Annotated in this window: 14 protein-coding genes, 1 pseudogene and 1 riboswitch; of the genes and pseudogenes, 7 read left to right on the top strand and 8 right to left on the bottom strand. The window is 58.5% G+C overall.

Annotated features, from left to right (window positions below):
* Positions 1 to 86: 86 nt before the first annotated feature.
* The 3 genes from IEN85_RS18845 to IEN85_RS18835 all read right to left on the bottom strand — a co-directional run bounded on the left by IEN85_RS18845 (position 87) and on the right by IEN85_RS18835 (position 6,007).
* Positions 87 to 2,183 carry a TonB-dependent receptor gene (locus tag IEN85_RS18845; RefSeq protein ID WP_191618657.1) on the bottom strand — a complete coding sequence of 699 codons (2,097 nt, stop codon included), beginning with the start codon at positions 2,181 to 2,183 and terminating at the stop codon, positions 87 to 89.
* A 70-nt stretch (positions 2,184 to 2,253) separates the two neighbouring features.
* Positions 2,254 to 2,385: riboswitch (TPP riboswitch) on the bottom strand.
* A 413-nt stretch (positions 2,386 to 2,798) separates the two neighbouring features.
* The gene (locus IEN85_RS18840) at positions 2,799 to 4,898 is read right to left on the bottom strand and encodes a TonB-dependent receptor (RefSeq protein ID WP_191618656.1); all 2,100 of its coding nucleotides are present in this window, start codon (positions 4,896 to 4,898) and stop codon (positions 2,799 to 2,801) included.
* A complete protein-coding gene (locus IEN85_RS18835) occupies positions 4,898 to 6,007 on the bottom strand; it encodes a PepSY-associated TM helix domain-containing protein (protein WP_191618655.1) in 1,110 nt (369 codons plus the stop codon). Before IEN85_RS18835 ends, IEN85_RS18840 begins: the two co-directional genes overlap by 1 nt.
* A gap of 189 nt (positions 6,008 to 6,196) precedes the next feature.
* On the opposite strand from IEN85_RS18835, the gene pnuC reads away from it, so the two are divergent.
* From pnuC to IEN85_RS24910, 7 genes are all read left to right on the top strand, one after another.
* Positions 6,197 to 6,808: a nicotinamide riboside transporter PnuC gene (gene pnuC / locus IEN85_RS18830; RefSeq protein WP_191618654.1), complete on the top strand. Its 612-nt coding sequence runs from the start codon at positions 6,197 to 6,199 to the stop codon at positions 6,806 to 6,808.
* On the top strand, positions 6,798 to 7,331 hold the full coding sequence (locus IEN85_RS18825; RefSeq protein WP_191618653.1) for an AAA family ATPase: 534 nt from the start codon (positions 6,798 to 6,800) through the stop codon (positions 7,329 to 7,331). The genes pnuC and IEN85_RS18825 overlap by 11 nt, the downstream gene beginning before the upstream one ends.
* A 164-nt stretch (positions 7,332 to 7,495) precedes the next feature.
* Positions 7,496 to 11,572 carry an autotransporter outer membrane beta-barrel domain-containing protein gene (locus IEN85_RS18820; protein ID WP_191618652.1) on the top strand — a complete coding sequence of 1,359 codons (4,077 nt, stop codon included), beginning with the start codon at positions 7,496 to 7,498 and terminating at the stop codon, positions 11,570 to 11,572.
* A gap of 219 nt (positions 11,573 to 11,791) precedes the next feature.
* Positions 11,792 to 12,301, top strand: coding sequence for a hypothetical protein (locus tag IEN85_RS18815; RefSeq protein WP_191618651.1), 510 nt, complete (start codon positions 11,792 to 11,794; stop codon positions 12,299 to 12,301).
* A 292-nt stretch (positions 12,302 to 12,593) separates the two neighbouring features.
* Positions 12,594 to 13,103 (top strand): fasciclin domain-containing protein, encoded by a 510-nt coding sequence (locus IEN85_RS18810; protein ID WP_191618650.1) that lies wholly within the window; start codon positions 12,594 to 12,596, stop codon positions 13,101 to 13,103.
* 97 nt (positions 13,104 to 13,200) lie between these two features.
* Positions 13,201 to 14,451 carry an FAD-binding domain-containing protein gene (locus IEN85_RS18805; RefSeq protein WP_191618649.1) on the top strand — a complete coding sequence of 417 codons (1,251 nt, stop codon included), beginning with the start codon at positions 13,201 to 13,203 and terminating at the stop codon, positions 14,449 to 14,451.
* Between the two features lie 6 nt (positions 14,452 to 14,457).
* Entirely contained in the window at positions 14,458 to 14,616 is a 159-nt protein-coding gene (locus IEN85_RS24910; protein ID WP_191618648.1) for a DUF2256 domain-containing protein, read from the top strand.
* On the opposite strand, the gene IEN85_RS18795 is transcribed toward IEN85_RS24910, so the two are convergent.
* From IEN85_RS18795 to IEN85_RS18775, 5 genes and pseudogenes are all read right to left on the bottom strand, one after another.
* A complete protein-coding gene (locus IEN85_RS18795) occupies positions 14,613 to 16,307 on the bottom strand; it encodes an NAD-dependent malic enzyme (protein WP_191618647.1) in 1,695 nt (564 codons plus the stop codon). The two genes, IEN85_RS24910 and IEN85_RS18795, sit on opposite strands and share 4 nt — an antisense overlap.
* A gap of 72 nt (positions 16,308 to 16,379) precedes the next feature.
* Positions 16,380 to 18,794 (bottom strand): WD40 repeat domain-containing protein, encoded by a 2,415-nt coding sequence (locus tag IEN85_RS18790; RefSeq protein WP_191618646.1) that lies wholly within the window; start codon positions 18,792 to 18,794, stop codon positions 16,380 to 16,382.
* Between the two features lie 135 nt (positions 18,795 to 18,929).
* Positions 18,930 to 19,685 (bottom strand): discoidin domain-containing protein, encoded by a 756-nt coding sequence (locus tag IEN85_RS18785; RefSeq protein ID WP_224772724.1) that lies wholly within the window; start codon positions 19,683 to 19,685, stop codon positions 18,930 to 18,932.
* Between the two features lie 8 nt (positions 19,686 to 19,693).
* A complete protein-coding gene (locus tag IEN85_RS18780; RefSeq protein ID WP_191618541.1) occupies positions 19,694 to 21,037 on the bottom strand; it encodes a Gfo/Idh/MocA family protein in 1,344 nt (447 codons plus the stop codon).
* Between the two features lie 22 nt (positions 21,038 to 21,059).
* A pseudogene (locus IEN85_RS18775) lies at positions 21,060 to 21,494 on the bottom strand (hypothetical protein); the annotation flags it as partial.

Raw genomic sequence — 21,494 nt, 5'->3', positions numbered from 1 at the left:
AGCCTATCTTGAGGATCATCACCACAAAAAAACGGGCCCTCAGCGCGAGGACCCGTTAATTGATATCGATACGAACGCAATTGCGACTAAAACGCGTACCTCGCTGTCACCCCGATCTGGCGCGGGTCAGCTGGATTCTCGTAACGGGTCGGCGTCCAGTCTGGCTGGGCGTTGCCGAAATAGAAAAGCCGCTTCGCGTACGCTTCGTCGAAGAGGTTTTTGGCCCAGAGCGAGAAAGTCCACTCCTCAAACTCGTAGCCGATCGTGGCGTTCACTACGGTGTAGGCGTCACGTCGCTCGTCGTTGCTGGAGCTGTTCGACTCGTAGTACTCGTCGCGGCCGCTGAGACGCAGATTGCCGAATACGCCGTTGTTGCCGCTGTAGCTGAGACCAGCATTGTAGGTGAAGCTTGGCGCGTTAGACAGTTCGCGTCCAGTGGAAGCAAGCTCCGTATCAAGCAATCCAATACCGGCGTTAAGCGTCCAGTTTTCGGATACGTACCAGCGGGTTTCCGCTTCTAGACCGAAGTGCTCTGCGTCGCCCTGGTTGGAAGTGAAGTAACGGAAGAATCCGCCAGCGCCCGCAGAGTCGCGCAGCTGGGCATCACTGCGATCAAGGTAGAAAGCGGTTACGGAGGAGGTCATCTTCCCATCAAACCAATTGCTGCGGAGACCGAGCTCGTAGTTCCACAGGGTTTCGTCGCCATAGGTCAAGGGATCGCCTTCTTCGAGGAAGGCCGCGATATTGGCGCCACCAGCTTTGTATCCACGAGCCAATGTCGCGAAGAACAGGTGGTTTTCGGCGATGTCGTTCTCAAAGGTCAGGTTTCCGCCAAACACGGTTCCGGATTCCTTGCCGCGACCGCTGGGCAAAGGCGAGCCGTAGTAGAGGCCTTCGGAAGCGGCCTCAATCGAGTAGTACTCGCTGCGTAGCCCCAGAACGAGACGGGAGGATTCGGAGAGCGACTTCTCGACTTGGCCGAAGAGCGCGTAATTTTCGCTCTCGTAGCTGGAGTCTGCCAACACGGGCCATTCGGGGCTGCTCCACATGTCGCGATAGTCGATGTCGCTGCTCTCGTCGAGCACGCCGAAATAAGCTCCAAGCGTCCAGCGATCCAAGGCTCCGCCAGCACGCGAGTCGTAGCGGAACTCTTGGGAGAAGGCTTCGCGATCACGCACGATTTCCATGAAGGCGTCGTAAGAGCGAGGATCTTCGCTGTTGAGCGTCGTCCAGTCGGAATCGTAGCTGTAGAGCGAGTCGCTTTGGCTGAGGCTGGTGATCGTCGTGAAGGTGCTGTCCTCCGACTGTTGCCACGTTCCGCGCAGGCTGGCCGCGAAGGACTCCTGCTCGTCACGGCCAGGCTCGTCGGAATAGGTTTGGAAACCGCTGTTGTCCAAGCTCCATTCGTCGTAGCCGTTGTTGACGTCGGCATAAAAGAGCGTGCCATCCCAAGTCCAATCGTCGGTAGCCAGCCAGCGAAGCTTCAAGCGGGAGGTGAGCTCGTCGCGCTCGTTGGTATCATCGCGGTCAAGCGTCTGGTTTTCGCGCCAGCCGTCTTGGGAAAGCTGATGCACCGAGAGGCGATACATGAGCCTTTCGCCGCCCAGCGGTCCGCCGAAAGCGATGCCACCGGAAATGAGGCTGTCCTCGCCGATGCTGGTTTCGATCAGTCCGGAACGCGTCGGAGTCGGGTCGGCGGATACGAGCTTGATAACGCCGCCGGCTGCATTAAGACCGAAAGAGCCTGCCTGCGGACCGCGTAGCACCTCGACTTGCTGCATGTCGAAAAGGCTGCCCACGGTGCCGACTCCCGTGAAGTCGAGGTCGTCGATCACGAAGCGGACCGAGGAGTCCGGAGTCTCTCCCTCGAACTGGGAATTCTCGCCGATGCCGCGAATTTGCAAGTAGCGGGGACGCGAAGTGCCACCCGTCCAAGTGAGGTTCGGGATCGCGTCGATCAGGTTTTCGAAGTGCTGCGAACCATCGGCCGCGAAGCGGTCGGAATCGAGCACAGTGACGCTGGCTGTGGTGTCCAGCAGCTCCGATTGCCAGAGCGAACCGGTCACGTAAAGCTCGGGAAGCTCCACCACCGCCATCGATTCGGTGCTCTGCGCCCAAGAAGCGGACGCGCCGAGGCCTGCCGCCGCAGCGGCGAGCATGATTTTATTTCTACGTTGGGACATTTTTGGATCTCAATAGTTTGCGTTTGAGATCCGGCAATGAGCGAAGAAAAGCGAGTCGCCCTCACGTTCGAGATCGGCTCTTACCTTTTCCTACGCCGGTATCAACCGGATCAGGTTCTAAGGGACCGCGTCTGCGCCGACAGCTTTCACCGCCAGCAAGGAAGCATCTCAGACCCATGCCAGGTCGCCCCTAAGGATGCTTTCCGGAGTAGACTTCGCGCTGACCTTGTCAATACCAAGCCGTTACGCATGCGTCACTTCGCTGCGCAGTAAACAGCCGCCGGTCCGCTTCCGCAGGCTCATTCGTCAATCTTTGCTGGCAAGGCCCAATCCTCTCAAGCCGCTCTGATGGAGCAGCTTGGACAGCTGTCAACAGCCTTCCGATGCCACCAGGAAACCCAGAGAACGGCGATGACCTAGCACCCGCACAATCTTTACGGCGGAGCTCAGCCCTACCTTAACAATTCCGCCACCCCGCTTAACGTCCTCGCCTCTGCGCGAGCTTGATCCCGTAAATGTCATTTACCCTGCGAAGCAGAGCGCCCGCCGTATCCAAAAAAAGACGCCCGGCTATTCCCGGACGTCTTTGCAACAAGTAGATTTCGCCTGATGGCCCTAGAACTCGAAGGAGTACTTGGCAGTCAGCGTTCTGCCACGGCCGGCGAAGTAGCGACTGTCGTTTCCTACCGTCTGGGAATAGTAGGTGATGTATTGCTTATCCAATACATTCTCGAAACCGACTGTCAGCAGCCCCTTCTTCAGCTCGTGGGAGAGCAGTAGGTCAACAACCGTATATCCGCTGAAGCCTCGGCTGTCGCTGTCGAAATAGTTCGATGCCTGCAAGCGCGTGCGCAGGCCTTCGCTCCAGTTCCGATTCCAGTAAAGGTTCAAGCGAGCCGGTGGAATATTGGCTCCGTCAAGACGCGTGTCCACCGATCCGTCGCCATCGGTATCCGACTTTCCGTCCACCCATGCAAAAACGCCGCCCAGCTCGTCGCGCTTTCCGAATGAGCGTTCCAGCTCCGCTTCAGCGCCCCAGATCTCCGTTTTCTCGCGGCGAACCATGTAGATACCGTCCTCGTTCGCCTGCAAGCGGCTACCGAGATCCGAGGTCGACCAATAGGCGCTCAACGACGCCCTCCACCCTTCGGATACCCAACGCGCCCCGAGTTCGTAGTTGTCGGTCACGACCGGTTCAAGATCGAGAAAATCGTCCACGTCCTGGTCCGGCACATTGATGCCACGCAGAACGCGTCCTACGTCAGCCATGCCAAAACCTTGCGTGTAGCTGGCAAACACAGTCAGAGGCTCGTTCACCCGGTAGGTCGCGCCTAGATTGAAAAGTACTTCCTCGAAATCGGGGCTGCCTCCAGCGACATCTTGGCTCCCGTAGGATTCGAGCGTGGTGAAATCTCCGACCTCGAGCTTGGCGTTCTCAAAACGTATTCCGGAAGTAACTACAAAATCGCCGACAAGGCGATCAAACTGCACGTAAGGCGCCCAACTCTTGTAGCTTGTCTCGGGAACCCATTGGCGATCCGTCTGCACCAGGACCTGCTGCGTGGTGTCTTCGAAGAAATCGATTCCCGTCACCATGCCCAAATCGCCAAGATAGTCCAAGTCGCGGACGAAGGTCACCTTCGCGCCCTTCTTGTCGGACTGGTTCTCCGACTGGTCGAAGATCAACTCGCCTTCGTAGCGGAAGGTTCCAAAGGTGCCGCCCCCGTAGGTTGCGGCAAAATCGTTGGCGAACAAGTCAACCGAGAGCTTTCCGCCCCCGAGGTCATTGTGCCGGTAGCTCGCCGAAATGGTTTCAACGTCGTTCTGCGTGGCCTTTCCTGGAGTCTCTCCCTTGATCGAAGTGGTTGGAATTCCTTCGGAGCTGTCACCCGCCACCTGCACGTATTCAAGATCCTGCTTCATCTTAAACTTGTTCACCATGACCCGAAGCTCCTGGTCCGCGTCTAGGTTGTAGGTGACTTTTCCATACAAGTCCAAAGTGCTGGAGTTCATGGTATCGCCTTGAGTATTGTCGATGCCCACCAGATTTCCATCCGCATCGAATGACATCGGGCGCCACTCGTAAGTCACACCTCCGACAAAGCCAACCGCTCCCTCGCGATATCCCACTCCGTAAGCGGAACGATAGCCGACACCGGCTGACTCGAGCTCTTCGCTGGTATTGACGCCGAACTCAGCCCACTGTCGCAAGCCATCTACCGCCGGAGCTCGCTTGGTCACGTAGTTGATGATACCTCCAGTCGCTCCCATTCCTTGAGCCGCGGAAGCGCCGTGCACCAGTTCGACTCGCTCGATCATCGCAGGATCGATCGTGTAGCCATCGCGACTTCCATCACGCAAGGGATTGGATTGCGGCACGCCATCGATCATGAAAAGCGGGCTGCGACCGCGGAAGGTTTCGCCGGCTCCCGTCATCTTGCCGCGACTCGGAGAGTAGCTAGGCGCCATCTGGGAAAGAGCGGAAATCAAATCACTCGAAATCGAAAGCTGGTCCTGTAGGGACTGCTCGGATACGATCGAAACGCTTTGCGGAATCGAGCTAATCTGCTTCTCCACCCGAGTCGCAGTCGTCACCGTAAAGGCGTCGAGCTCATGGGCAGCGCCGAGTTCCTCCTGAGCCGTGAGAGAGATTGCTCCCAAGGCCGCGAGCGCAACCGAGTAAGTCGCTTTGATGTTATTACGCTTATTCATCATTATTCGTAGTTTAAAATTTTCGCCGCTCGGGCTTTTCGCTTCCGGGCTAAGTAGAGGTAGAGCCCCGTCCCGAAGAAAAAGGGCATCGTGAGTGATCCGAAAAAGGCCACAGTCTGCCCCGCCACTCCAGCGATGCGTCCCGTGTGCAGCGGATACGCCCAGCGCACCAGCTGCTCTCCTGAGCTGAATTCCTCCCACGGGTGCTCATCAAGCACGTATCCAGATGCTGGATCCAAGAAAAGCTTCGACCGCATGGCAAAGGAAGCAACGTCCTCCGGACTCCATTCGAAGCGGACCGGTTGCCCGGGCTTCGTCGGCATCATAAGTCGCATCGTCGTCTGGCTTGGCACCTTCTCCAAGCAACGCTGCCAAATTTCGTCCCAGGCCACGCTCTCCGCCCCGACACTCGACGACAGGCTCGGATAGCTCGGGAATCGGCTCGGCCCACCCAGACGCTTCAAAAAGTCCGCATAGGCGTCGAAGCTCCAAACCATTCCCGTCAAGGGCATCAGCAAAAGCCAAGGCGTCGCCCACGCTCCCACCATGCGATGCAGAAAGCGCCACCGCACTCGCGGCGCCTTAGCGCGAGCCTCGCTCTTCGCGGGTATCCAAACTCGCTTCGCGTCACGCCAACGACGCACCGCGATAAACAATCCGCTCAAGGTCAGCACAAGCAACGACGCGGCGGATGCTCCCACGATCTTCGTACCAGCCTCGCCTAGCGTGAGAGTTCGATGAATGGACAGAACGCCGTGGAAAAACGCTCGGGCCTGCTCCGCTCGAGGCAAACGCCGCCCCGTGAGCGCGTCCAACATGAAGTCCTGCCGGGCGCCCGATTCCTCTCGCCAAATAACCCACACCGGCGCCTTGGCGCTCTCCGGCCATCGAAAGGCCGTGGCCTCGCCTTCCCATCCCCAAGAACGAATCGTCTCGCTCAACTCGCGAGGGCCGAGCGCCGTAGCAGGTTCCCACGCCTCCACCTCCTCGCTCCACCACTGCCTCAATTGAGGCTCATAGGCATAGAGCGCTCCCGTGATCGCTACCACGCTCAAAAGAGCGCCGCCAACCAGCCCGAGATATAAATGGATTTTTATGAGAATGAGTCGCAAGTGCGTTAGCGATAGGCCAAGCCATAAGGAGGTCAAGCCTGTTCTTGAGACTCGTTTTCAACAGAAACTGAAACCCGCAGCTTTCCGAAGCATCCCTTCCATACGGGCCACAGGGTCGAGCGGCCCTCTTTCAGAGCGCAGCAAGTATCGACAGGCCGCCCGAACTTGGTTTTGAAAGCTAGGCTCCCAATGGACCTTTTCATCGAACAAATCCAGCAAACCTCTCTCGTGGAATGGCTTGGCACCGCAACCGGCCTCGCCGGCGTCTACCTGAGCATCAAGGAAAAGGTCCTGGCCTGGCCCTTCTACGTCCTTTGCTACGGGCTGTACGCCTACCTCAGCTTTTCCGCCGGACTCTACGCCGCCATGGCCTTGAACGCCTGCTTCATCCCCATCTCGCTCTACGGCTGGCGGCAATGGAGCCGGGCCACGAGCCAAGCAGGGCAAAGGGCGGCAAGCGAATTGCGCATCAGTCGCCTAAGGGGCGCTCCGCTGGCCTGCGCCATCGCGATCGGACTGGGCGGCACGCTCGCGATCGGCGTCCTGCTTTCGCGCTACACCGAAGGGGCCTCCCCCTACCTCGATGCCTTCGCCACCACCCTCTCCTTCCTCGCCCAATGGATGCTCAGCCGCAAGTACATCGAAAACTGGCTGGCCTGGATTGTCGCCGACCTCGCCTTCGTTGCGCTCTGGGGCAGCCAAGGCTATTGGGTCGCGGTCGCCATGTTCCTCGTTTTCACCGCTCTGGCGGTGCTGGGCTACACCAGCTGGAGAAAGGAAATCGCAGCCCGTGAACGCTGAGTCCAAATCTCCCGCGCGCATCGTTTTCACCGGAGCGGAATGCACCGGCAAGACTTCCCTCATTCGGGCGATCGCCGAGGAACTCGGGGAACCGTTTTCCGCCGAATACGTGCGCGAATACGTCGACCTCGTCCAACGCCCCCTGGAGGCCCGCGACCTCGATCCCATTGCCCGAGGCCAATTGAAAGGCGAAGACGAAGCGGCCGCTGAGGCCAAGCGCTTCGTCCTGCACGACACCAACCTGCTCTCCTCCATCCTTTACGCGGAGCACTACTTCGACACGCACATTCCCTGGGTAGACGAACGTTTCCTGAAGCGAGACTACACGCGCTATTTCTTCTGCATGCCCGACATCCCCTGGGAGGACGACCCCGGCCAACGCGTCGGCCCAGAGGAACGCAGCAAGCTTCACAACTGCTTCCAAGCAATGCTCAAAAGATACGAAATCCAGCCCGTCGAGCTCCACGGCCCCCTAGATCAACGTATCCAAATAGTTCTTACAGAGCTATCTGCCATCGCTTGAGACCCGCTCAGAAGCGATCCCAGCGAGGCTACCAAGACCTCAGGGCAAAGCCTATTTGCAGTCATTGACGGGAATATCGAGCCTTGCCGCAAAGTTCCGACTCCTTAGGTTAGCGAAGTCGTCTCGGACCTTGCCCCTCCTCCTACGTACCCGCTCGCTACGCCATGAAACGCCGCACAACGCTCCTCTCCGCTTTCCTCGCCAGCTTCCTCCTCCCGCAGGTTCAGGCTCAAGTGAACGTCCAGATACTCCTTACTGAGGACGCGGCGGTGAGCGGAGCCGGCCCCGCCGAAATCACCGGCTACAGCTACCCAAAAGCCAACCGCAACGGCACCTTCTACACGAAAGCTGGATTCTTCGACGACTCCGGCGACCTCCCTGTAGCCGGCAGCATGCTCGTCGAACTCACCGGCCCCAACTCCGCCCAAGTCCTCCTGCGCGACGACCTGCAGGGACTCGAGCCGCTCACTTACGAGCCCTTCTACCCGACCGACGCAGGCGACATCATCTTCCAAGGCAAATACTCAGCGGAAGATCCCCAGGTCGGCTCCGTCTTCAAACTCTCCGGGGGAACGCTCGCTCGCCTCAAGGAAAGCGCCGGTCTCGAGACTGCTGCCTTCAATGGCACCTCCATCATCCACAATGTCGAAGGCATCTCCTACGCAAACCTCGCCAAGATAACGCCAGAGGGAAACGAGCAAAGCTTCCCCCTCTACCGCGGCGCCGTCCCCGGCCTCGAGGGCGTCACCTTCCGCAGCTTCAGCAACATCGCCCACACTCCGTCCGGGCAAATATTCTTCACCGCCCGCTTCGAAGGCGAATCGATCGACTTTCTCAACGACCACGCCCTCTTCACCGAAGACGGGGCGGGAAACCTGCAGATGATCGTGCGCGACAGCGGCAGCTACCCAGATACGCCTCGCCTGCCCAGCGGCGGCACCTTCCGCGACCTCTCCGGAAACATCCACCTTGGCTGCAACGACATCGGACAGCTCGCCTTCCGCGCCGTCGTAGACGCCCCCGACTCGCGAGGCTCCGGCTCCGCCAACTCAATCTGGTTCCAGCACCCCGACCAAGTCCCCGAGCTCATAGCCGTAGACTTCGCTCCTCTGGAAACCGCGAACGCTGGCGAACTCAACCTTGGAGCGCTCACCGCCGGCTCCGGTACCCACAGCATGACGCCGCTTCTCGATGCAGCGGGCAACGTCTACTTTGCGGCCGAGGTCAGGTGGAACGTGCAAGAACCACCCTACGGAGACATCGGTTTCTTTAAATGGGACGGAACCGACACCCACCTCATCGGCTACTTCCACTCAATGCTGCCCCTGCCCGAGGACATCGCCGTCCCTAGCCTCGAATTGCAGGAACTCAGCCTTTCCGCTTCCGGCCGCATCGCCCTCTACGTGGTGATCAAGGACGACCGCAAAAGCGTCGCTGCCTCCATCTACGCTCAAGACGACGAAGGAGCCTTCACCGAAGTCATCACCCGCAGCCTCGGCCAATACGCTTTCCAACGCGCAAACTTCGTCGCCGACGGACATGACTACGGTCCCGCCGGCACGCTCTACCTCCCTCCGCTCGACGCCGGTTTTTCCGGCAGCGAGGACGGCAACGGCCAAAATTGGTGGACTGCCGACGATCGCCTCCTCTTCTCCGTCGGCTACATCGACAACAACGAATCGAAGTCAGCCTACTGCCTCGCCACTATCGGCGAACCTCAAGTTCCCCCCTCCGGCAACAAATACACCTTCGACAACGACCTCGAAACCTCCTCTTGGCAAAGCGTCGCATCCGGACGCAGCAATTGGTACGACTCCATCGGAGCCCGCTGGGACCTACCGCCCAATCGAGCCGACGCCGCAGCAACCATCCCCGCCGGCGAATTCGTCGCCCTCGAAACCGGCAACGTCCAAGTCGGCTCCCTCGACTCACGAGGCCAGCTTGACCTCTACGCCCCGCTCGCCGTACGCGGAGACGCCACCTTGGCAACCGTCAACGTCGAAGCGGGCGGCTCCCTCACCGTCGAAGGCAACGCGACCCTTACCGGCGACATTACCGCCACCGGAACCCATGCCCTCATCGCCGACGCTCCTAGCGGCGATGTATCCATCCACGCCACCGAAAACAGCCCCCACCTCAGCTCCTCCATCCAAAGCACCCTGCTCGCCTCCGCCCCGGGCAACATCGATTTCAACATAGACGGAGAGATGACCAGCAGCGTCGGCCCAGCCCAAGGCACCACCGCTAACATCTACGCTACTTCCGAATTCGGTAGTGTCAGTTTCACTACAAAAGGCGCCTACGACGCCATAGGCCACAAAGGCTCTATGCTCAACTTCTACGCAGCGGCTCCCAACGGGATCGCCGCCAAGCTGGAAGGAGCCTACGCTTCATCCGGCCCCAACCTGCTCTTCGAGGCCAGCGGCGGCGATATCGTTGTCGACACCACTCAAGCCAAGCTCACCGGAGAAACAGGTGCCATCATCGCCGAAAATACGGGAGGTAGCATCGCCATTACCTCCGGTGAAATCTCGGCCTCCGGCTCCGACGCCGTGCACGCTACCGCCAGTGGAGAGATCACCATTTCCGCCCAAGATTCCATCACCCTCATCGACGGCGATTTCGCCATCTACGCAAAAAGCTCCGGCAGCAACGTCGACATCAACTCCCGTGCCGAAATTTCCACTACCGGACAAACGCGCCCAGGAGTCGGTATCGAAGGGAATGCACAGGGTGACGTCACCATCAAGCAAAGCGCTCCCATCAACTCCGACTTCGGCGCTGTAATCGGCTTCTCCACCGCCGGCACCGTCGACATCGACACCTCGACCACCTACCTAGCAGGCGAGCAAGGCGGTATCCGTGCCACTGCCGAGGGCGGCTCCATTCTCATCAAAAGCGGCGAAATCGCCGCCGGCAACCAACAGGGCATCTACGCTGTCGCTCGCGACTCCGTTTCCATCGTATCCACCGGCAAAATCACTGGCATCGGAAATAATTCAACAGGTATCTTCGCTAGTTCCGAGCAAGCAGGCGTATCCATAATCCAAAACGGCGACGTTTCTGCCACCGGCACCAATGCCACGGGCATCGTTGCCGACAGCGCAACGACCATCACCGTGCAAATTACTTCCGGAAGCATCTCCGGCTGGACAGGCCCCAACGCCGGCGTGATCCTTTCCCAAGCCCAAAACGCGATCCTCACCAATCACGGTGACATTTCATCCGCCAGCGAAATAGGCATCATCGCGAATTCGATTAATACCACGATCGAAAACCACGGACGCATCTACGGAAAAATCCAGCTCGGAACCGGAACCAATCAGCTCAACAACGAAGCTAGCGGCTTTCTGTATTCGGTCGGAGAATACATAATCGGGTCCGAAAACACCCTTAACAACAGCGGCACGCTCATTCTTTCCGAGCTCGCCGAAAACATCGGCACCACTACCCTCGACGGGCAATTCCAGCAAAGCAGCTGCGGCAGCGTTACGGCGCAGATAGGAACAGAAGGCTCCGCAGACCAGCTCACCATTTCCGGCAACGCGAACCTTTCCGGTTCCCTCGTCGCGCAAGTTACAGAACCGCTCACCTCCGATAGACAACACACAGTCCTGCAAGCTTCCGCCATCACTGGAACCTTCTCACGAGTCTTGCCCGTCCAGGCCGCGCAAGGCCTGCCTATCGAAGACCTTGCCAAACACGCACGCCAGCATCCGTCCCGTACCCTCGACGCAAGCCTCTCGTATTCAGAAAACAATGCCATCCTCAGCCTAAAACCGCTTATTCTCGACACTTACCAAAAGTGGGCAGAGCACTTCCTCGGCTCGGCAGCAGCCCCGCCATCCGATTCATTCCAACAACTCTCAGCCGATCCAGGCCTCACCGCCGACCCCGACCAAGATGGCCTTTCGAATCTGGCCGAATACGTCTTCGGAACCCATCCCCTATTTCCAAGCGAGTCGCCTTTTTCATCTCAGCTGACGAACCACCTTCCCGAAGCCCCTACCCACACCATTAGCTTCCCAATCGCGAAAGAACTTAGCGACGCGAGCTGGATCCTCGAAAGCAGTCAAAATCTCCAGGACTGGGAACCCCTATCGATCGAGAACGCTACGACTAAGGACCTTGGCGATCTAACGCGCTACGAGCTCACCCTCCAACCGCCTCCATCCCCAACCTTCTACCGAATAACCGTATCCACCCCAAACGGACAGGCAACATCGAGCCTTCCCTTCTGAAGGACTCCACTCTTTCTAAACCAGCTTTCAAAGCCCGCCACAGCCGGCAACAATACAGCAAAGTTCTTCCCTTCCCTCCATCAAACTCTCGCCTTTGACCGCTTAGGCAACGGATACAGCTACAATGCTAAGCAAGTCCACGCGCAGACAATCCGCGATTCGAAACACCTTCGCTTTCTTGATTGCTCCCCGTCCTCGATACGCTTGGGATCGGCTCCAATGCTGAATTGGCTCAGGAACCGAAAAACAACTCCAGAATCCGCAGCTCCCGACAAGGCGGAAGAACCGCAAAGCAGGGAGTGGATCGGTGTCGATCTCGATGGCACCTTGGCCGAGTACCACAAATGGAAAGGCATTGATCACATCGGCAAGCCAATCCCCTTGATGAAGGAGCGAGTGCTCAATTGGTTGCGCGATGGGTACACCATAAAAATATTCACCGCTCGCGCTTCCGTTCCCGAGGGCATCGCCCCCGTGGAGAAATGGCTCGAGAAGCACGGATTCCCTCCCCTCGAGGTCACCAACCAAAAGGATTTCTTGATGCTCGAGGTTTGGGACGACCGAGCGATTCAAGTGGTGCACAATACCGGCAAGGCGATCCTGCGTTCCCAACTCAATTCCAAGCCTAAAGCGCCCCTCCTCGGTCGCGAGACGGCAGCTGCAACCTGCGAGATGGGCAAAATGGAACGCCCCGAAGACCAATCGGGAAAAAACGCAGAGAAGAAATAAGCGCCCTAAGGTCGGCTTCACTTCTTGGTCCCTGTTTTATCCAAAGCCCAGGCAGGCCCCTCGAACGAGTGCATCGCCCGGTCTCGCCTTCACTGCAACTTCGATTCCTGCCATGCCTCAACCTGGCTCCAAGGAAACGGACTTACATCGATCATTCCTGTTCATACTTGATCCACTGTTACTTTTTGTTGTTTCATTTTTTATTCAATCACCCTATTTCCTACATCGTTCCCTCTGCCAACGGGAGTTCACACTGAATTTTTAGAGAAAACAAATCACGGAGAGGAAAACCATGAAACTTAGGACACCACTGAAACTGATCGCCGTCGCACTCGCCAGCGCCCTCGCTCTGAGCTTTGCAAACGCAGGCAGCTACAAGAGCAAAAAAGCAAGTAAAGACCTCGTCGGAGTCGCAGCTTCGGCTGAAAATTTCTCAACCCTTGTGGCAGCAGTGAAGGCTGCCGACCTCGTCGACGTGCTGCAAGGCGACGGACCTTACACGGTCTTCGCTCCTACCGACGAAGCCTTCGCAGCTCTACCCGAGGGCACGCTCGAGTCTCTTCTGAAGCCAGAAAACAAGGACCAGCTCGTGGCGATCCTAACGCACCACGTCGTTCCCGCCAAGGTGCTTGCCAAGGACGTTGCATCCGGGTCGGTAAACACCGCGAACGGCAGCAAGCTTGAGATCGCTGTCAACAGCGGGACTGTGATGGTAGGCGGCGCAAAAGTCGTCGCTACCGACATCATGGCCAGCAATGGCGTGATCCACGTAATCGACAAGGTCATCGTGCCGGAAGCGTAACCAAGCCAAACGCAATCAACTCCGCGAGCCGAGCTGCAAAGCTCGGCTCTCGTTGGTTGTCCACCCGTGAGCGTACTGCAGTCCAAACTTAGCCGAAATGCCCCTCAGCCAGTCCCGCCCCAAATTTCCGGCAACAAACGCGCTGTTTCCGCCCACTCGAGACTCAGCCCTCGCGAAACTAGAGCATTTCATTCCCTTCGCCGGCGAGCATTACCGACTGGAGCGAAACTTCGACTACGGCAGCGGCAAGCACAACTCCGTGTCGCAGCTTTCCCCCTACATCCGCAATGGAACGATCTCGGAGAGCGAAGTGGTCGCTTCCGTCCTAAAATCTCACCCGTACCACGAGGCTGAGAAATTCCTGCAGGAGGTCTTCTGGCGGATCTACTGGAAAGGCTACCTCGACAACCGCCCCGCCCTCTGGACGAACTATCTCGAAGATCTCAGCGAGCTTAACCTTGACGCCAGTCAGGCGAAAACCCACCAGCAGGCGAGGAACGGCGCCACCGGTATCGATTCTTTCGATACGTGGTCGGAAGAGTTGCAACAAACCGGATACCTGCACAACCACGCCCGCATGTGGTTCGCCAGCATATGGATTTTCACGCTGAAACTTCCCTGGCAGCTAGGGGCAGCGTTCTTCTTGGAGCATTTGCTGGACGGAGACCCCGCAAGCAACACCTTGGGCTGGAGGTGGGTCGCCGGCTTGCACACTAAGGGTAAAAGCTACTTGGCTCGCCCGAGCAACATCACCCGCTACACGCAAGGACGCTTCCAACCTGCGGGTGGGCTTGCCGCGGAAGCGATCTCCATCCCGGACAGCCACCCCGCCATTCCTGCCTCCTACAAAAAACGCCCCGCCCCACCCCAAGGCCTGCAGCAAGGCGAAGGACTGCTGATGCTCGACGAAGACCTGCGACCTCACCTCGAAGGACTCGACGAAAAAAGCCACATCCTCGGCATGTATCCACAGAATGATTACTCCCAACTTCCTTGCTCGGAACCCGTTCGCGTATTCCGCGAAACCTCCCTTCGCAACACCCTGCAAGACCTGAGCGAGCGAAAAAGTTGCTGCGTCGAAGTCACCACCCATCCGAGTAGCGAAGCCATTGAAACCTGGGCGCAAAAGTACGGTTTACACACCCTGTGGCTCGCCCAACCGCAGATCGGACCATGGAACGATCTATGGAGCGAAATTGAACCTCGCCTCGCCAAAAGCGGACTGCAAATCCTAAAGTTCCGTCCATGGTGGGAAAACGAGCTCTTCCCCAGCGCCACTCACGGTTTCTTCAAGTTCCATAAAGGGATCAAGCCCGTAGCCACTCGCATGGCCAACGCGACATCTTAGGAAACGATGGCCCACCGTAAGATCAACTTGCCCACCAAAATTTGCCCCGTGTGCGAACGGCCCTTCTCTTGGCGAAAGAAATGGCAGCTAAACTGGGACCACGTAACCTACTGTTCGGAACGCTGCCGCAACCGCCGCGGCAAAGGGCGAAACAGGACGAGCTAAAGCGAAGTCCTCTGGTAGCTCCTGTATTGCGGTTCCCAATACACTTTATCAATCGCCTTCTCCAAGGCTAGGTCAGTCCTTTCCCGAGCAACACCATCCTGCATGGCCTGCTTGGCCACGCGGCGAGCGATCAGTCGGCTCAGGTTTCGAATTTCATCCAAGGCAGGCAGCAATGGAGCCCCTACGCTCGTCACTTCCGGAGAGCTGTCAGCTAGCGTGCGACTGGCGGCGATGAGCATCCCTTCCGTCACCCGCTTCGCTTTGCTGGCTAGTACGCCCAAGCCTATTCCAGGGAATATGTAGCTGTTGTTACATTGCGAAACATGGTAGGTCCTGCCCTTGTAGGCGACTGGAGCAAAGGGGCTCCCCGTGGCAACGATCGCCTCTCCTTGCGTCCATTCGATTACGTCTTGGGGAGTGGCCTCCGCCAGTGTGGTGGGATTGGACAATGGCAAAATGATCGGTCTGGAAACCTGTTTGGCCATGAGTCGAATCTGGCTTTCCTTGAACAGGCCAAACTGTCCGGAAACGCCGACCAATACCGTTGGTTTCGCATGTTCGATGACTTTCATCAACGGGATCTTTCCCGAATCGTCACGCCACTCGCTGACTTCGGCGGAATCCCGAGCAAGTTCCTCTTGAAAGTCTCGCAAGCCCGTCATGTCGGTGCTCAACAACCCGTCCTTGTCGACCATGAAGATTCGCGACTTCGCCTCTTCCGCCGACAAGCCTTCAGCTTGCATGTGGGCCACTAGGTGCTCCGCGATTCCGCATCCAGCAGATCCAGCCCCCACAAAACAAATACGTTGCTCGGCCAAGGCCTGACCCTTACGCTGGCAGGCGGCAAGCAACGTCCCAGCAGTCACGGCAGCCGTGCCTTGAATATCGTCGTTGAAGCAACATAGCTCGTCACGGTAACGCTTGAGCAGGGGCATGGCGTTGGGTTGGGCAAAGTCCTCGAACTGAAGCAACACGTTAGGCCAAAGATCCTTGATCGCCTTGATAAACTTGTCCACGAACTCGAAGTAAGCTTCGCCGCGAATGCGAGGCGAACGCTTGCCCATGTACATGGGGTCGTTGATCAAACGCTCGTTGTCGCAGCCAACGTCCAAGGTAATGGGCAGCGTATTGGCAGGGCTGATACCTCCGCAGGCCGAATAGATAGCGAGCTTGCCAATGGGAATCCCCATACCACCAATCCCTTGGTCGCCCAATCCGAGGATGCGCTCTCCATCCGTCACCACGATGACGCTCACCCGTTTGCGCGTCGCGTTGCGCAGGATACGGTCAATCTTGTCCCTGTCCTCGTAGTTGATGAAAAGACCGCGCTTGCGGCGATAAATCTGGGAAAACTTCTGACAAGCCTCGCCCACCGTGGGCGTGTAGATCAAGGGCAGCATTTCCTCCAGGTAATGCGTCAGCAACGAATAGTAAAGGGTCTCGTTCGTGTCCTGGATGCTGCGCAGGTAAATGTGCTTTTCCATGCGGGAAGTCAGCTCGCTGAACTGCAGGTAGGCGCGGTCGCGTTGCTCCTCGATAGTCTCGATACAGTGGGGAAGCAACCCCTCCAAATTGAACTCGCGCCGCTCCCGCGCCGTGAAGGCGCTTCCCTTGTTCAAAAGTGGCACTTCCAAAAGGACAGGCCCCGCATATGGAATGTAAAGTGGACGCTTCGACTCGGCTTCAGGCATGAACAACGTTAGAAGCGCCCCTTATATCCAAAGCAAGGTGATTATGGAAAAGAGCCGAAATGTTCAGCTCCCTCACTCGTACTCCCACGCTCTCGCGAAACCGGCCTCTACCGGAGCAAGCTCGCGAAGCTCGATTCCATCCGCTGGAGCTAGGCCGCCAGAGAAGGGATCGTGGATCGTCCAGACCTCAAGGTCCTCACTCGTCCCGATGCGGTAGGCTTTCCCCTCCCCAACCGGAAAGCGTGCCGTCACCCTTCCCTCGGGGCAAAACGCCGTCCCGGAAACCTCACGCTGCAGGTTCAGTAACTTCCAGAAGCGGAACGATCCGTCCCCATTGCCAAAGACAAGGCCACTTGCATCCGGGAATAGCTCGAAGGTCCCGTCCAAGTCGTAGCTGATAAACTCGTTATTGTAGACCCATTCCGCTGGCGTCTGGGCAATGAGCTGTCCGTTCGCAAGATCGTAGAGCACGAAATCGTGGTTGTAGGCGAGCACCGCTAGCAGCGATTCGTCGGCGCTAAGCGCAAAGCGCTGAATACTGCTGAACACGATGGTCGACAGATCGAAAAAGTCGGAAACTTGCCCCGTATCAAGTTGCGCTTTTTTGATGGACGACCCCTGCAAAAAATATCCCACTGTCCCGTCGCTCTTCAGCAACAGCCCGCCGCCACCTATGAGCGGATCCGTTTTCGAAACCAGCGATCCGTCAGCCAGCGAGAAAGTCGAGATCTCCAACTGATTGTTTTCCAAGAGTTGAAAAAACGATAGCCGAGATCCGTCACCAGAGAATACAGGCTCCACAATTCGCTGCGCTCCTTCCGCAATCGCCAACACGGATTCGCCAGAGTTCACGCGAATAACTTCCAGCTTGAATTGAATATCTGGATACGACCCGCTTCCGGATTCGATCACGAGAAATGCTCCATCCGCGGAGAGGGTCGCTTCAGAGATCCCTTCTGTCTGCGGATCAAATGGGTAATCGAATACGGTTTCGCTCGTTTCGTAGTCTAGGACCGCAAGAGCGTCTGGCTGCTCAGCGACAACCAGAGAGGCCTCCAAGGCGATGGAGGTATACCGCGTTCGCGGCGCGGAAGGTAAGCCCCACTCGCCAATCGAGGCAAGGCTCGGGCCATCGTAGCTTTCGATTCGTCCACTTGAAAATAAGGCTACGATTCTCCCATCATCACTCGTACCCACAAATGAAGCAGCTTCTTGGGCTAGCATTTTAAACCCAGTCAAATCGCCGTATGGGAAGGAAACCAAGTTGCCATAGAAATCTCCCAATACAAGTTGTCCCACCTCCGAGGCGAATGCCAGAAATCCCATACGATCAAAAGGCGCCTCGACGACATCTACCGCACTCGTCTCTGTATCGATATAATGTATACGATTATCTCCTCCAATCAAAGCAACATGACGAAGGCTTTTTGAGACTTGGAAGCGCACTAAAGTTCCAATCCCTTCGGGAAGCTCCAGAAACGGAGTCGCCTCCCCAGACTCGAGGTTTACCTTCCTTAAGGTATCAGTAGCTGAATCGAAGTACAGAGCCTCTCGACTGGCCCCCAGGAACAAAGGCGGTGGCGTCGCATCCGCTGGTTGGGTAAAAACAGGTTCTGCCCGCTCAAAGGAAACAATTCGCAATTTTCCATTCAAAATATCGAGAGCATAAAGCGAATCCTGACTCCTCTCTAATGGCGTGGCCATTCCAAGGTTAGTAGCCTTCTCATGTTCAATATCCACCAGCCATGCTGTTGGAGGCGAATTTTGACGCACGTATGCGTAGCGACCGTTCCATGAATAGGCAGGTATGAGCGATACGCTTCCTTGCACGCCCTTTTCCGTCAGGTTCACCTGCGCCACTAAGTCACTCGTCGTAGGATCGTAGAGTTGCAAGTGATTGCTGCCGTTGCTCGTATCCTCTTTAAACATACAGATCACGCTTCGATCAGCCGAGAGCTGAAAATTGGACGAGTTTGGGAAGAGCAACTCCCAAGCTTCCTCGCCGGTCGCCAAATCGAAAGCGCGAACCGTTAGTCCGACTTGCCGGTAGTCGTAGCCCACCGCAATCGCCCGGTCACCGCTGCGGTCCAACTTGATTTCGCGAAGCGAGAGTTCCGGGTTAAACGGAGCAGAGCTCTCTCCCGACTCCAAGTTACTTGCGATCCAAGTGCCGTCACCTACCGCAAGAATGGCAATCCCCAAGCTCGGTTCATAGTCCAGAACCATTTTCGCAGCAGGATCTTTGGGATCCCCTAAAAAACGCTCTCCCGACGCGATATCGATGTAAGTGAAGTGGGCAGGATGCGCGTCGACGGCTTCCAGCCTTAATACGTCTCCTTCCAACAAAGTCACGTTTGGCCCGCGAAAGCTCTCCCCTAAAGTGAAGGGGGAACGCACCAACACCCGATTCGGAGGCGAGTTGGCGCTAAGCGTAAACTGGATACAGGCGGCAAAGAACAGGGTAACAAGAGCGAGGGGTAGACGCATGCTTCCCTTTTGCCGCGTGACTCGATACATGTAAAGACTGCGTATTAACTAGAAGCGTTTATACTTAAAAAGATTAAAGCCCCGGGCCATCGGCTCCGGGGCTTGTTTTGACTAAACGTAGCTTAAATTAAGTCCCTAGTACTCTCCAAAGACTTCCACCTCGACGTAGTGGTTCATCTCGTTGCTGGTGTTGCCGTCGGAGTACAGGCGAACGTAGCGGGCCTTCGTCTCCTTCGCGCCGATCAGCTTGCCCTTGTTGGTCTCCACGTAGGCCATGTCCCGGCCCGCCCCGAAGCCCAGCGAGTTGTCGTGGTCGTTGTTGAAGACCGTCGTCACGCCGCTCTCGAACGACTCGTCGTCGGAGAGCTGCACCACCACGTCCACGTAGGCGCGCTTCTGGGTGTGGAAGTGCCACAGGCCGAGCCCGTAGATCGTCGCTGTGCTCTCCAGGTCGATCTGCACCCATTGCGGGCCCTGGGCCAGCTCCACGAAGTAGCCTTCCTCCGACTCCTTGTCCCCGTCGGTCACCAGCTCGAGCTCGCCGATGATGGGGAAGTCGTCCGAGGAGGTGACTTCCTTGCCGAAGGCGATGTTGGAGACCCCGGCGGGGGCCAGGACGGTGGGCTGGGGGGCGTCGGGAGACTCCAGATTGGGCAGCACGATGGGCACCGGAGTGCCGGAGAGGAAGGGAGCCGGGTAGTCCAGCTCGATGGGGGCCTTGTCGGCCGCGGCCAGTATCGAGGCCGCGGATACGGCGGCCAGGGTCAGCAATGTCTTTTTCATAATTCGGTAATTTGGATTATCTGTTTCAGGTGGGTCGGCCGCTCCGCGGGCGACGGGTGGGCTGGCCGCTCCGCGGGCAGCAGGACGGCCGCGGAGCGGACGTCCCACCCTTGTTTCTACACCTCGAAGTCGCTGGGCTGGAACTCGAGCACGCGCCTCGCCGCCACCGCCTCGTTGACGCGGAAGATGCCGACCTCGCTCTTGAAGGAGTGCTCCCCGTCGGCGTTGAGCTTGGCCTCCCCCTTGATCGCGGAGAAGAAGTTCTCCAGGTGCGGCTGGTGCGGCGGCTTGTCCAGGGCCACCGGGATGTCGAACTGGGCCAGGGGCGCCGTCTCGCGCACGTCCACCTTGGCGTCCTTGGCCGGGGCCGGGGCCTCGGACTGGGTGAGGTAGTGCAGGTCGATCCACTTGTCCCAGCTGGGGGCCCGCTCCTCGCGGTAGATCTTGGAGAGGCTCGGGTTCTCCGAGAACTTGATGGAGCCCTCGTCGCCCATGAAGTACTCCCAGTAGCCGCCGCCGGCTGAGGTGGTGGTGAGCGTCTGGTAGAAGGCGCGCACCGGGCCGTAGGAAGTGTCGTACTCGTAGATCACCATCACGTTGTCGTACCACTCGCGCGAGGGGTAGTAGTCGGCCCCGCCGGAGGCGAAGACGGACTTCGGATAGGCGTCGAGGAACCAGTTGAAGATGTCGATCTGGTGGGCGCCCAGGTCGGAGATGGGCCCGCCGGAGAGGTCCTTGAACCAGCGCCAGTTGCGGAACTGGTGCATGTCGGCGTAGCCGTACCTCTTGAGCGTGGCCTCGTCGATGGCGTACTTCTTGGGCCAGCCCACGTCGGGGGTGACCGCCCGGTTCCACTGCCCGTTGAGGTTGGTGATGCGCCCGGGGATCTTGGCCTTCTTTATCAGGTTGTTGTAGCAGTGCTGGTAGCGGGGGTTGGAGCGGCGCTGGTGGCCGATCTGCAGCAGCTTGCCGGTCTCCCGGGCGGTCAGCACCATGGAGCGGGCCTCCTCCACCGTGCGGGCCATCATCTTCTCGCAGTAGACGTGCAGCCCGGCCTTCAGGCAGAGGTTGGTGTGGCGGGCGTGCCAGAGGTCGGGGGTGGCGACGATGGCCGCGTCGAGGTCCTTCTCCTTCTCCAGCATGTCCTCGATGTCCTGGTAGGCGTTCACCTCGAAGCCTTCCTTGGCCAGCTTGCGCTGGCCGTAGGTGCGGCTGTACTCCCAGATGTCGCACACGGCGCGGAAGCGCAGGCCGGGCACGTTGAGCATGGCGTCGAGCAGCACGCGGCCTTGCACGCCCAGGCCCACCAGGGCCACGTTGATCTCGCCGGCGGGCGAGGACTGGGCCCGCGCGAAGGCGGGGGCGAGCATCACGCCGCCGGCGGCGACGAGGCTGTTCTTGACGAACTCGCGGCGGGCGAGCGGGGCGCCGGGAAGGCTGGTCTTGCTGTCTTGGGTCATGGTATCGGGGGTCGGTAAGGGGTTAGAGCTTGTCGCCGGCGACGGCCCAGCGGTTGTACTTCACGAGAGCCAGGGCCAGGGCCACCAGCAGGACGTGGGTGCCCAGCCAGGCCACCCCGCCGCTCTCGTTCAGCAGCACCAGGCCGACGGAAAGGGAGACGTAGACCAGGCCGCTGGCCAGCAGGGCCAGGCGCGGCAGGGCCCCGGCCAGCAGCAGGACGCCCAGGGCCAGCAGGATCCAGCCGAGGACGCCGGAGTAGAGGTCCAGCGCCCAGGTGGGCATCAGCGGCTCGGCGGCGAACTTGTCGTAGAGCGGCTCGGGCAGGCCGTGGTAGTGCGAGAAGCCGTAGACCTTCTCCTTCACGTTGACCATGGCCCCGGAGATGTCCGGCTCGCCGAACTCGTCGAGCAGCGGGCGCTGCACCGTCTCGGTGCCGGCGAACTTCTCCAGGCCGGT

Source organism: Pelagicoccus enzymogenes, assembly GCF_014803405.1.
In the GTDB taxonomy this organism is placed as follows: Bacteria; Verrucomicrobiota; Verrucomicrobiia; order Opitutales; family Opitutaceae; genus Pelagicoccus; species Pelagicoccus enzymogenes.
The sequence above is the reverse complement of the archived record's forward strand: the minus strand, read 5'-3'. Positions and strand labels throughout refer to the sequence as shown.

Bases quoted from the DNA above. Each gene is read 5' to 3' on its own strand.
- IEN85_RS18845 (WP_191618657.1), bottom strand. From the start codon at position 2,183: ATGTCCCAACGTAGAAATAAAATCATGCTCGCCGCTGCGGCGGCAGGC.
- IEN85_RS18840 (WP_191618656.1), bottom strand. From the start codon at position 4,898: ATGATGAATAAGCGTAATAACATCAAAGCGACTTACTCGGTTGCGCTC.
- pnuC (WP_191618654.1), top strand. From the start codon at position 6,197: ATGGACCTTTTCATCGAACAAATCCAGCAAACCTCTCTCGTGGAATGG.
- IEN85_RS18820 (WP_191618652.1), top strand. From the start codon at position 7,496: ATGAAACGCCGCACAACGCTCCTCTCCGCTTTCCTCGCCAGCTTCCTC.
- IEN85_RS18815 (WP_191618651.1), top strand. From the start codon at position 11,792: ATGCTGAATTGGCTCAGGAACCGAAAAACAACTCCAGAATCCGCAGCT.
- IEN85_RS18810 (WP_191618650.1), top strand. From the start codon at position 12,594: ATGAAACTTAGGACACCACTGAAACTGATCGCCGTCGCACTCGCCAGC.
- IEN85_RS18805 (WP_191618649.1), top strand. From the start codon at position 13,201: ATGCCCCTCAGCCAGTCCCGCCCCAAATTTCCGGCAACAAACGCGCTG.
- IEN85_RS24910 (WP_191618648.1), top strand. From the start codon at position 14,458: ATGGCCCACCGTAAGATCAACTTGCCCACCAAAATTTGCCCCGTGTGC.
- IEN85_RS18795 (WP_191618647.1), bottom strand. From the start codon at position 16,307: ATGCCTGAAGCCGAGTCGAAGCGTCCACTTTACATTCCATATGCGGGG.
- IEN85_RS18790 (WP_191618646.1), bottom strand. From the start codon at position 18,794: ATGCGTCTACCCCTCGCTCTTGTTACCCTGTTCTTTGCCGCCTGTATC.
- IEN85_RS18780 (WP_191618541.1), bottom strand. From the start codon at position 21,037: ATGACCCAAGACAGCAAGACCAGCCTTCCCGGCGCCCCGCTCGCCCGC.